Raw genomic sequence first — 12,341 nt, 5'->3', positions numbered from 1 at the left:
TACCTATATTAATATAAAAGTTTTTTACTGTGTATTGAAAAAGCCGTGACTTATGTCACGGCTTTCTTTTATCTGGTCATTCTACTTATAGGATTTGCTTGAGAGAACAGATCTCTAATATCACTATAAGGTATTGAAATTTCAAACAGTCCATAAGAAGCAGGTGTAAATTCGCCAGGTTGATAAAATAACACTAATGCATCTGGTGTTAAATAGAATTGTTGATTATCAGTAATTCCCTTAAATTCCGCAGTGAATGGAATATTTTCTGCTCTAGCTCTTTGAATAGCAAGCTGGCTTAGCCTTTCTCTAAAGTTTGAGCTAGGATTAAATAAATCTTCAAAGTCATATTCTTGTCCGGTGTTAGCATCTATAACTAAGGAACTATAAATTGTATTTTCGCTTTCTTCCATAGTATTAGTATACAAATAGAAGAGAATGCTTATCAATCCACTTCTTTGAAGAGAAAGAATATAAGAACTAACAATTTCATTAAAATTAGTTTGCTGAGGAAGAAAAACAGCGCTATTAAACATAGAATTAAGTCTCTCAACAATTGATCCATTTATGTTGGATTGAACGTTTTCATTTTGCAATCCTTCAATAATTGGGTAATCTACTGTGAAAATTCTAGGTGCTATACTGACATTTTTAATGTTAGATGAAAGATCCATCGCTTCCCTATGGAGACTTGTTCCAAAACATTCGAACATCGCAATTCTTCTTAAGTCCATTCCAAAATAGACCCATCTTCGTCCATTCCATCTAAAGCCTGCTATACTTCTTCTATCTACGTGGATTAACCATGCCCAGAAAGGGCTGCCGAATGTAGGCCATATATATACAAATTGAAATCTACATGGACGTATAGAAGTTTCAGACACAAGAGGTTGTATACCAACGGCTTGTTGTGGTATGAAATTTGGAGGTGGACCAATAGGTGCACCCAATTGTCCTCCAGGTCTAGGTGGAGCCACTGGTGGTCTACCAGGTGGAGTCACTGGCGGTCTACCAGGTGGAGTCACTGGTGGTCTACCTGGTGGAGCCGTTGGTGGTCTGCCAGCTGGTGGAGCTGTTGGTGGCCTACCAGTTGGTGGAGGCGTCATTTGACGCTCTCTATTAGGAGTAAAGGGGATAAAATCGAAATCTTCCTTAGATGACCTAAAGTCATTGTCGTATGGATGATGAATAAACATACTATAATAACGCTCCCTATTAGTATTACCATAATATAATATGTGATTAACTTGAAAAAGTTACCAAATTATTAATTACTACTATAATAATAATCAATATAAGAAATTTTATATATTATGCTGAATTATGTAGACATAATGTTGAAAATAAAGGTTTTTATTATAAAATATAGAATAATTTATAAAGTATAACTTTATTATAATTTAGTTATAAGTTTTCAAAAACTATTAAGTGATTTAAGATTTATAATAAATCTATTAGGAGGAATTATGGAGAATTACGAAAAAAAGGATAAATTTAAGAACATTATATTATGTGTAGTATCTTCCATTATAGGTCTTATTGGAATTGGAAATAAGTTTATCTTTCAAAATAATGCGTCTAAATTTTTAGTTTCTGTTAAAATATTTCTTATTGTTTTTCTACTAATAATTTATCCAATAGTACTATATAGAATATATAGAGATGATATAAAAACTTATAATATTATTCCCATTATAATAATTGAAGCCATATTTTGTATTATTTTATGCTTTTCTTTCTATAAGGTAGTTATCTCATCTTCTTTAGAAGTAGGGATTTATCTTGATATATTTTATATATTAGGTATTGTATCATTAACTTTATTGGTTTATTTAGAAGAAAAAATTACTCATGAATCTATAAGGAAAAGTTCTATAATTTTTATTTTTATTTTACTTTTTGTTTTAGGATATTTTATTTATGCTAAATATGCACACTTTTTAAGCTATGAAAAGCAAGATATAAAAGTAAGTGAATTTAAAATTCCTAGGCATATAGCTGTTATTAATGAAGAAACTTATGATAGAACATTAATAATTGATAAAAAAATTATTGAAGATCTATTCAGTGAGATGAATCCATCTAATATTCAGTATATAGGAAATTATAAGGGAATAAGTGATTTAAAGATACTTGAGGAAAAAACCACAATAAATAGAGTGAACATGGATTATGGCGCTGATGAAAAACATAAAAGTTTAGAAGAAGGGTATATAGATTCTATTAGACTTTATGATGATAAGTTTTCTACTATAGTTGTTACATCTTCAAATAGAAATATCAAATATCAATATAAAGTTGATTTAAGTAAGGAAATTATAAATAAAATTTTAAATGCACCTAATGAAGTTTTACCTTTTGAAAATCATTATAAACTCGAAAAAATAGTAAAAGAACATATAGATAATTTAGGTTATAAAATTATAGATGATAATGATCAGGTTTATTATTTAAAGCTTCCAGAGAATTTTAATTATATTTATAATAACTATAATATAGGAAGCTTTCTAAAGGATAAAAATGAATTATCTAAGAAAAATGGGTATGATTTTTCTAAATATATGGGTGAAGATGTAAAGTTATTTACTTATAAAGTAAAAAACAATGAAAAAGACATTAAGTATATTTATTTTTTCTTATATGAGGATAATATTATTGGAATATGGCAAGAAGATAGAGAAAATGCTGATGATTTATCAATTCTAAAAGCTTATACTAAAGAGGTAAGAGAACATTATACATTTAAAGATTTAAACGTAGGGAATATGGAAGATTTAGATATTATAAGAATTTCAAAAAATAATAAAAAATATAAGACTATTGATGATAAAAATGAAGTTAATAAGTTTTTAAAAGAGCTTAATAAATGTTCTTTAAAATCAAATGAAGATATAGACAAAGATACTTTGGCTGTTTATTATCATGTAAAATTAATGAATAGCACAAGAAGTAATTTAATTGATATAAAAAGATGTGAGCAAAATATATTGATAATTAATAATGTACCTTATTCTATAATTAATGGAAGTATAAATTTCGAAGATATTTATTATAAAGGAAAAGATAATTAAAAAATAAAATTTCATGAATGCTATTAATTTCTTGAGTTTAAATTATAGATTTGGGCAAAATAATCCTGTAGCTAATTTATATTTTAGAGGAGGATTATTTTATGAAAAATGTACCTGAAGCAAAACGTGTAACATTAAATTCATCTACAAAAAAGGAATTAAATAAATTTAAGCAAGAGTTTTCAGAAGATATGTCTCAAATTTCTGAAAGACGCAATAAAGCAAGAAAAAATAAATAGTAATTTCTAGTTTGATACTAAACCCCTGAGAAAATCATATGCTCAGGGGTTTAGTATGTTATAAAAGAGAATTATGAGATATATAAGTTATATTTAAAACTATAGTTATATTTATAATCTATTGATATAAACTGTTATAATTAACTAAGGGAGCTAATTATAATAGTTTTTTTAAGGAGGGGGATATTTTTGGATTTTCAAGGAGTTATTATAGGAGTATTTTCATTTTTAATTATAGGTATTTTTCATCCGATAGTAATTAAAGGGGAATATTATTTTAGCAAGAAAATATGGCCAATATTTTTATTGTTAGGTATTATATTTATAATTTTATCCTTAAACATTAAAGGTCAATTATTATCAGCTTTACTAGGAGTTACAGGTTTTTCTTGTCTGTGGAGCATACATGAGCTAATAGAACAAGAGCAACGGGTAGAAAAAGGATGGTTTCCTAAAAACCCTAGACGTAAATAATTTTTATATAATATATAATTAAAAAAATAACTAGCGTACTGGCTAGTTATTTTTCAAATACCTAAGATAATATGTAAATAAAAAATAATTACATTAAATCGCAGGAGTTTTTAAATTATTATTAAAGGATTTTGGGATGTATATTATATTTAGTTTATTCGTTAGTTTATTTCTCTCAATTTGACAATTAAGACCGAAAAGCTCATATATAATATTCTCATTTAAAACATCTTCTGGTTTACCAAAATCTAGTATTGTCCCATTTTTCATTATAATCACTTTATCGCAATAATAACAAGCAATATTTAAATCGTGAATTGCTGAAAACACTGTTAAATTTTGGGATTTTACTATGTCCATTATTTGTAGTTGATACCCAATATCGAGGTGATTAGTTGGTTCATCGAGAATCATAAAATCACTTTCTTGAGCTAATGCCCTTGCAATTAAAACTCTCTGTTTTTCTCCACCAGATAAGTTTAAAAAATTTCTATCTTTAAACCCGAGCATTCCAACTTTTTTCAAACAATTCTCAGCAAGTTCTATGTCATTAGAGTTGCTATCCTCGAATAAACTTTTATGTGCAAAACGCCCTATTAACACCATGTCTATCACTTTAAAGTCAAATTCAGGTCTATTTTCTTGAGCTACTACTGACATATTTTTAGCAATTTCTTTATTAGATAATTTTTTTAAGTTTATATTGTTTAAGAAAACCTCACCTTTATCTGGAGCAAAAACTCTATATATATTTTTGAGTAAGGTTGATTTTCCACTACCATTTGGTCCTATAATTCCAACAAAATCACCTTTATTTATTTCTAAATTTATATTTTTTAATATATGCTTATATTGCAAATCTTTTACGCTTAATTTGATCATGTTAACCTCCAAAAGAATATTTACTCTTTTTTAATAGAAGTAAGAAAAATGGCGCACCAATAAAGGCTGTAACAACACCTATAGGAAGTTCTTCAGGAGAACCAATTATTCTTGCAAGTATGTCAGACCATATTAAGAATAAAGACCCTAAAAGAATAGTTAGTGGAATAAGCTTTTTATGCACAGAACCAGCAATAGTTCTTGAAATATGGGGAATTACAAGACCAACGAAGCCTATTATTCCACTTAGAGATACCATAATTCCAGTTAATAGTGTACTTGTTGCTATTATTATTTTTTTCAAAAGCTTAATGTTAACACCTAAAGTTATAGCCGCGTCTTCACCAAGTAAAATTGCATCTAATGTTTTATGAATTACTAACGCTATTATAGAAGAAACTACTAAAACTAAAAAAGCTAAAAGTAAGTCACCCCATTTAGCGCCAGCAAGTGAGCCAGTCATCCAAAACATTACAGAGTAAAGTTTTCTAACATCTTTGGCTTTAAACATAACAAAGTTCGTTATAGCTGAAAATACAGATGCTACTGCTACTCCTGTTAAGACCAATCCAGAAGAAGAAAACTTTCCCTGTCTACTTGAAATAACAAAGACAATTATTGAAGAAAGTAATGCTCCAATAAAAGCACCTAAATGTACAGATAGGATAGGGAATGATAGTGTGCCACCTAGTAAAATAGTTAGTACAGCTCCGGTTGAAGCACCAGAAGATATTCCAAGTATATAAGGGTCAGCTAGAACATTTTTTGTTAATGCTTGCATCAATACACCAGATAAAGATAGACCAGCACCAACAATTGCGGCAAGAAGTACTCTAGGAAGTCTTAATTGCCATACTATATTTTCTACAGAGTTGGACCAAGTTTTTGGAAAAAACTCTTTGTTTGATATGTTGTTAATTATTATTTTACATAATTCAGTACCACTTATATTTACAGATCCAACATTAATAGCAATCATTATAGAAACTATTAAAAATAGAATTAAGGATATGTATATAAAGGGAAATGTAAGTTTATTCTTTTTCATGTCGATAACTCCTCATTTTAATTCTTAAAAGCTTCCGAATGGAATTTTTCAGCCATAGTTTTTATTGCATTAGAATTTCTTACACCTGCAGTAACATCAGAAAGTCCTAAAACAAAAATATTATTATTTTTTATTGCGTCTACATCTTTTAGAGCTGCATTATTTTTTAAAAAGTTTATTTTTTCTTCTACATTATCAGCAGCATTGTATTGCATAACAATTATATATTCAGGATTTCTATTTACAACCTCTTCCCAAGTCACATTAGCCCAAGGTTTTTCACCATCTTTAAATATATTAACACCACCAGCAAGTCTAATTAAATCTGCTGGTAAACCATTACAAGCAGTAAATGGTGAATCTTCTCCAGAGTCATAAATAAAAGCTCTAACCGGTTCCTTATCTTTAGGAAGGTGAGAAGAGATATCTTCAATTTCTTTTTTCATTTTTGATATAACATTATTAGCATTTTCTTTTACATTAAATATATTTGCTAGATTAGTAAAATCTTCATAAACTGTTTCTATTGTCGCATTAGGACTTTCACATTTTGGAACATAAATTTTTATTTCATTTTCTTTGCAGAACTCAGCATTAAAGTTATTTTCCGTAAAAGTGGACATCCATCCAGTTATAAAATCTGGTTCTACGCCAAGTAAGGTTTCTTTTGAAGGCGTTAATTCAGCTAACTCATTTAATTTGGAATGGGCATCCTTATATTCTGGTAAGACTTCATTATCTTGAAAGGAATATCCAGCTATAGAGTTTTCTAAACCTAAAGCAAGAAGCATCTCTGTTGTAAAGCCACTTAAGCTTACAACTTTTTTAGGAGCTTCGGAGAAAACTTCATCTGCCTTTCCTGAAGGTAAGTCATTATTAATTGTAACTTGAGCATAAGATTTAGTATCAGAGGTTGACTCTACAGAACTTGAAGCATTATTTTCATTTGGATTACCACATCCCCCTAACATAGCTGCAGTTAAAGAAACTGCTAAAATCAATGAATAAATTTTTTGTTTTTTCATCTTGAAATTCCCCCATTATTTTTTAAAATTATAATTTATCATTTATATATTTAAACAAAATATTTTGTTTATTAACTTTATGAAACTAGTAATAGAAATTTAGTAAAATTAAATTTCTTATTAATTTTTAAAATAAAAAAAAGTATCTTAAAGAATTAAGATACTAAAAGATACAATGCTAAAAAATAAATCTATTTTTAATATTTAAACTATAAATAAAATAAGACAATACCATATAGTTAAATTAGCAAACTTAAAATACCTTATCCTAGTAAGTGATTTTAAAACCTATATTGGCAGGTCTCCTGACTTAGATTCAACATAAATTTTTACCTTCCCACAAAAAAATGCAGTGGCATAACAAAAATTTACTCCTCAATACAGTGGCTGGACCGTAAGGGATTTTCACCCTTTTCCCTTTTAAGAAATACTTATACTTCACCAAAATAGTTAATATATTTAATTTTAAATAAAAATTTACAATTACTTCATCAGGATTATAGCACAAAATTTTGCAAAAAGCATATTTCAGAAAATTTAAATTATTATAAAACATATGATTTATTTGCTGTAAGAAATAGACATAAGTTAAATATATTGTATTAAGAGAGTAACAGTAGTATAACAGTATAAAGAATAAATGTAAATATTTTGATACAATTACTTTAAGATGATATAAAAACAAGAAAGGAGAATCCACTAAATAAAATTGTATGTAAAAAGAAAATTATCCATAGAAATATATTTTTAGTGGCAAAATAATAATGAAAACAAATATTTATTTAGTTAGACATGCTCATTCTAATTATAGCGGTGATGAGTTAAATAGACCCTTATCCCATAAAGGAGTTATAGACAGAAATAAAATTACAGAAATCCTTGTAAAAGAAAATATAGATTTAGTAATTTCTAGTCCTTATAAAAGAGCAATAGAAACTGTAGAAGTTGTAGCAAATTTGATAAATAAAAGTATAATTATAGAGGAGGGCTTTAAAGAAAGAAAATTATGTGAATACCCTGTGGATAATTTTGAGGAAGCTATAGTAAAACTGTGGACAAATCCAAGTTTTTCTTTTGAAGGTGGAGAAAGTAATATAGAAGCACAAGCAAGAGGTGTTAATTCATTAAATAATATATTAGACAATTATAGTGGAAAAAATATAGCTATTGGAACTCATGGTAATATCATGGTACTTATTATGAATTATTATTGCAAAAATTATGATTTTGATTTTTGGAAGGAACTTAAGATGCCTGATGCTTATAAATTAATTTTTGAAGATAAAAAGCTCTTAGCTATAGAGGTAATTTGCAAATAAATGTATAAACAACCTATTTACAGATAAACTATCTTAAAATTAAATTTATCTGCAAAAATGATTAATGCTTAGCAATAATATGGAATTTTTGTTAATAAGTTAATTGAAAGTTAATAAGTATGAACATAATAACATATTGACATAAATATAAAATTTTAGATATAATTAGTTCATGGGTGTAAAACCTAAATATGATTAATTTATAAAAGGAGGTAGTAAGATGTTAAACAGATTAATAAGTATAGGATTTAAATTTAATATTGTATTAACTAATACCCTACCTCATGATATAGGTTTATCATAGCCTTTTTGTGTAAATTTTAGTCCTAGGGTATTCCTAGGACTTTTTTTATGCATTAATAGCTGTATTTTCCTGTTTATTGATGGGAAAGTACGGCTTTTTTTCATCTCTGGGGATTCTATATTAAGTAAAATTTGGATAATCATTCTAGAACAATTATCCAAAAAAATTTCTAAATAATAAACAATTTTAAATTTATCTTAATGTTTTAAACATTTTTTTAAATTGACTTGTAGCTGAAGGGGGCGATTTAAGTTGAAGAAAATTTTAAGCTACACGAAAAACCATAAACTAATAACACTAATTGGAACATTAGCTATGATTATTATAATTGGTGTTGACCTAGTAACTCCTTATATTACAAAACTATTTATTGATGATGTAATTGTAAATGGGAATTATGAAATATTAGGAATGTTGCTTAAAGGTATTGCAGCAATAGCATTTACCAAATTTATATTTGGATATGTAAAAGAATTTATGTTTGATTATCTTGGAAGAAAAGTTGCAGGAGATTTAAAACAAAATCTTTTTGATCATATTCAAAGTTTATCTTTTTCATATTTTGATAATATGAATACTGGTGAACTTATGTCTAGAGTAGGTGAAGATGTAGATAATATTTGGGGAGTTATGGGCTTTGGAATGAGATTATTTATAGAAAATATTGTTTACTTCGTTTTATCTACAGTTATCTTACTAAGAATGAATATGCTTTTAACAGTAATTGCACTAATTACTATGCCAGCTATAGCATTTATAACTGTAAAGCTTGAAAAGCAATTGGATTCAGTCTTTGAAGAAATAAGTGATCATACAGCAGTATTGAATACTACTGCTCAAGAAAATATTGCAGGGGTAAAATTAGTAAAAGCTTTTGCGAGAGAAAAGCATGAAATATTAAAATTTCTTAAGTTTAATAATAAAAATTATGATCTTTCTGTCCAAAAATCAAAAATTTGGGGGAAGTTTTATCCTATAGAAGAGTTTTTAGGAAATCTATCTGTACTCTTAGTTAATGGTGTAGGTGGAGTATTGGTTATTAAAGGTACTTTAACTGTAGGAGAACTTGTAGCTTTTAATGGTTATCTATGGCTTTTAATTTGGCCAATGAGAATGCTTGGATGGCTTACAAATATGTTATCTCAAACTAAGGCATCCCAAAAGAAGATAGATGCCATACTTGCTATAGAACCAGATGTAAAGAATATTGAAAATTCCATAGTACTTGAAGATATTAAAGGAGATATATCTTTTGAGAATGTTACTTTTAAATATAAAGAAAAACCAGTTCTTAAAAACATTAATTTAGATATTAAGGCTGGAAGTACGGTAGCAATTATGGGGGCTACTGGCTCAGGAAAATCATCATTAATAAGCCTTTTATTAAGAAATTATGATGTGATGGAAGGCGCAGTTAAGGTTGATGGTCATGATGTTAAAGATGTTGAGTTATATTCTCTAAGAAAAAGTATATCAATTGTACCACAGGACTCTTTCTTATTTTCAGATACAATAGAAAATAATATTAGATATGGAAAAGAAAATGCTACGAGAGAGGAAATAGAAAGGACACTAGAACTTGCTTGTGCAAAAGAATTTGTAGATGAGCTAGAAGAAGGAATTGAAACTTTAATAGGGGAAAGAGGACTTGGATTATCTGGAGGACAAAAACAAAGANNCTTATTAGAAAGTGCTCAATATTAATTCTTGACGATTCAACCTCAGCTTTAGATATGGAAACAGAACATGATCTTCTAAAAAACCTTTATCATAGCGAAAATAAAATTACCACTTTTATTGTAGCTCATAGAATTTCAGCAGTAAAAAATGCAGATTTAATTATCTACATGGATGAAGGTGAAATTGTAGAGTATGGAACCCATGAAAGCCTACTTGAAAAAGGTGGTAAATATTATGAAATTTATAGAACACAATTTAAAGATTTTATAAACTCAGAAAAGAGAAATGAGGAGGTGAGTTAATATGGCTAAGAACTCAATAAATCAAGATGAAAAGATAACTAGTAGATCAAATAGTGAAATATTTTTAAGATTAATAAAATATTTAAAGCCATTTAGAGCTAAAGTGTTTTTTATAATTTTCCTAATGATAATAATTATGATTAGCGGATTATTAACTCCATATCTACTAAAAATATCTATTGATAAATTTATAGGAGCAAAAAATGCTAAAGGTCTTATAATGGCAACTTCAGCAGTTATTATAATTAATTTTATTGGTATGATTTCATCTAGAATTTCAATTATAGAAATGTCTAAGATAACCAATGAAATATTGTTGAATATAAGACAAGAATTATATAATCATATTCAGAAATTATCTTTTGCTTTCTTCGACGAAAGACCAGTTGGAAAAATTCTTGCAAGAGTTATTGGTGATGTTAACTCACTAGCAGAGCTTTTCTCTAGTGGGGTAACTACAGTAATACCACAATTTTTAACAGTTGTATGCGTTGCTGGACTTATGTTTACTATGAATGTAAAACTTGCATTATTAGCTATTATTGTATTACCAATACTATGTTTTACTATGTTCTCTATAGAAACTATATCTAGAAAAAAGTGGCAGATTTATAGACAAAAGCGCTCTAATATGAATGGTTATACTCATGAAGCTTTCTCAGGTGTAAGAATTATTCAAGACTTCACTTATGAAAAAACTAGCTCAGATAAATTTAAATCTTCACTAAAAGAGATGTTGGATGGCTTTATGAAGGCAATTATATTTAATGACTTTTTCTGGCCAATAGTTGAAATATCTTGGGGTATTAGTACACTTATTATATTTTGGTATGGAACCAAGTTCTTCCAAAGTGGAGAGATTAGTATGGGTACAATTGTTGCTTTTATAGCTTATTCTGATATGTTTTGGAGACCAATTATAAACTTAGCTTCTTATTACAATACATTAATAACAAATTTTGCAGCAGCAGAGAGAATTTTTGACATAATGGATGTTGAACCAGATATTATAGATCTGGAAAGTGCTGAAATTATGCCCAAAATTAAAGGTAATGTAGAGTTTAAAAATGTAACCTTTGGGTATGAAGAAGGAACTCCTGTCCTTAAAGATGTAAGTTTTAAAATAAAACAAGGAGAGAACATAGCTTTAGTTGGTCCTACAGGAGCAGGAAAAACAACTATAACTAGTCTTGTGAGTAGATTTTATGACTGCAATCTTGGAGAGGTATTGATTGATGGTAAAAATGTTAAAGATGTTAACCTTTATTCTTTAAGAAGTCAAATGGGAATAATGCTGCAAGATACTTTCCTATTTTCTGACACTATAAAGGAAAATATACGATATGGAAAGTTAGATGCAACTGATGAGGAGATTATAGCAGCTGCAAAAGCGGTAAATGCTCATGAGTTCATTATGAAGCTTGAAAAGGGATATGATACAGAGGTAAATGAAAGAGGTTCAAGACTTTCAGTTGGCCAACGTCAGCTTATTTCCTTTGCTAGAGCTCTTCTTGCTAATCCAAGAATTTTAATTCTTGATGAAGCTACATCTAATATAGATACTGCTACAGAAATATTAGTACAAAAGGGTATTAATAAACTTCTAAAAGGAAGGACATCTTTTGTAATAGCTCATAGATTATCAACTATTAGAGACTGTAATAAAATTATGGTAATAGATGACGGAAAAATAATCGAAGCAGGAACCCATGATGAGCTTATGGCTAAAAAAGGCTTCTATTACGGCTTGTATATGGCACAGTATAGATTCCTTAATGAAGGAGCTTAATAATAGATAATTAAAAATAGATTTCAATAAATTGTTTTCACCTTAGGGGAATGGTATGGGGCCATTCCTCTAAGGTGTAATTATAACAAGCAATTAAGGTGAATTTGTTAAATCTATTATGTGAGATATAGAGATAAAATGATTAATAGAGAATCCTATAAGAGTGAGAGAGAAATTATGATTAAATAAATTGGGGGCTTTAAAATAG

Annotated in this window: 11 protein-coding genes and 1 riboswitch; of the genes, 7 read left to right on the top strand and 4 right to left on the bottom strand. The window is 28.1% G+C overall.

Translation table 11 applies throughout. From position 1 onward, the window contains the following. Nucleotides 1–68: 68 nt before the first annotated feature. Entirely contained in the window at nt 69–1,196 is a 1,128-nt protein-coding gene (locus B2W91_RS19400; protein ID WP_291583919.1) for a DUF3298 and DUF4163 domain-containing protein, read from the bottom strand. A gap of 270 nt (nt 1,197–1,466) precedes the next feature. Between B2W91_RS19400 and B2W91_RS19395 the strand changes: the two genes are divergently transcribed. The 3 genes from B2W91_RS19395 (at nt 1,467) to B2W91_RS19385 (ending at nt 3,784) form a co-directional block, all read left to right on the top strand. Then, nucleotides 1,467–3,071 carry a DUF4830 domain-containing protein gene (locus B2W91_RS19395; protein WP_291583916.1) on the top strand — a complete coding sequence of 535 codons (1,605 nt, stop codon included), beginning with the start codon at nt 1,467–1,469 and terminating at the stop codon, nt 3,069–3,071. Between the two features lie 101 nt (nt 3,072–3,172). Then, on the top strand, nt 3,173–3,310 hold the full coding sequence (locus B2W91_RS19390) for a hypothetical protein (RefSeq protein ID WP_291583913.1): 138 nt from the start codon (nt 3,173–3,175) through the stop codon (nt 3,308–3,310). A 189-nt stretch (nt 3,311–3,499) separates the two neighbouring features. Further along, entirely contained in the window at nt 3,500–3,784 is a 285-nt protein-coding gene (locus B2W91_RS19385; RefSeq protein ID WP_291583911.1) for a DUF4491 family protein, read from the top strand. Between the two features lie 93 nt (nt 3,785–3,877). Here the strand turns inward: B2W91_RS19385 and B2W91_RS19380 are convergent, their stop codons facing one another. From B2W91_RS19380 to B2W91_RS19370, 3 genes are read right to left on the bottom strand one after another with little or no spacing between them, the layout of a single operon-like run. Continuing rightward, on the bottom strand, nt 3,878–4,666 hold the full coding sequence (locus B2W91_RS19380) for an ABC transporter ATP-binding protein (RefSeq protein ID WP_291583909.1): 789 nt from the start codon (nt 4,664–4,666) through the stop codon (nt 3,878–3,880). Between the two features lies 1 nt (nt 4,667). Next, nucleotides 4,668–5,714, bottom strand: a complete 1,047-nt coding sequence (locus B2W91_RS19375) for a FecCD family ABC transporter permease (RefSeq protein WP_291583907.1) — start codon at nt 5,712–5,714, stop codon at nt 4,668–4,670. Nucleotides 5,715–5,731: 17 nt separating this feature from the next. Next, entirely contained in the window at nt 5,732–6,739 is a 1,008-nt protein-coding gene (locus B2W91_RS19370; RefSeq protein WP_291583905.1) for an ABC transporter substrate-binding protein, read from the bottom strand. A gap of 278 nt (nt 6,740–7,017) precedes the next feature. After that, a riboswitch (cobalamin riboswitch) is annotated at nt 7,018–7,200 on the bottom strand. 303 nt (nt 7,201–7,503) lie between these two features. Here B2W91_RS19370 and B2W91_RS19365 point away from each other — a divergent pair. The 4 genes from B2W91_RS19365 to B2W91_RS19355 all read left to right on the top strand — a co-directional run bounded on the left by B2W91_RS19365 (nt 7,504) and on the right by B2W91_RS19355 (nt 12,133). Continuing rightward, the gene (locus tag B2W91_RS19365; protein ID WP_291583903.1) at nt 7,504–8,058 is read left to right on the top strand and encodes a histidine phosphatase family protein; all 555 of its coding nucleotides are present in this window, start codon (nt 7,504–7,506) and stop codon (nt 8,056–8,058) included. Nucleotides 8,059–8,677: 619 nt separating this feature from the next. Beyond that, on the top strand, nt 8,678–10,066 hold the full coding sequence (locus B2W91_RS19360; RefSeq protein WP_422653281.1) for an ABC transporter ATP-binding protein: 1,389 nt from the start codon (nt 8,678–8,680) through the stop codon (nt 10,064–10,066). Nucleotides 10,067–10,095: 29 nt separating this feature from the next. Next, nucleotides 10,096–10,344 carry a hypothetical protein gene (locus B2W91_RS20955; protein ID WP_349680820.1) on the top strand — a complete coding sequence of 83 codons (249 nt, stop codon included), beginning with the start codon at nt 10,096–10,098 and terminating at the stop codon, nt 10,342–10,344. A gap of 1 nt (nt 10,345) precedes the next feature. Beyond that, on the top strand, nt 10,346–12,133 hold the full coding sequence (locus tag B2W91_RS19355; protein WP_291583901.1) for an ABC transporter ATP-binding protein: 1,788 nt from the start codon (nt 10,346–10,348) through the stop codon (nt 12,131–12,133). Nucleotides 12,134–12,341: the final 208 nt, after the last annotated feature.

It is taken from the genome of Clostridium sp. UBA6640 (assembly GCF_002455975.1).
Classification (GTDB): Bacteria; Bacillota; Clostridia; order Clostridiales; family Clostridiaceae; genus Clostridium_J.
This window is presented reverse-complemented; position numbering and strand designations above follow the sequence as displayed.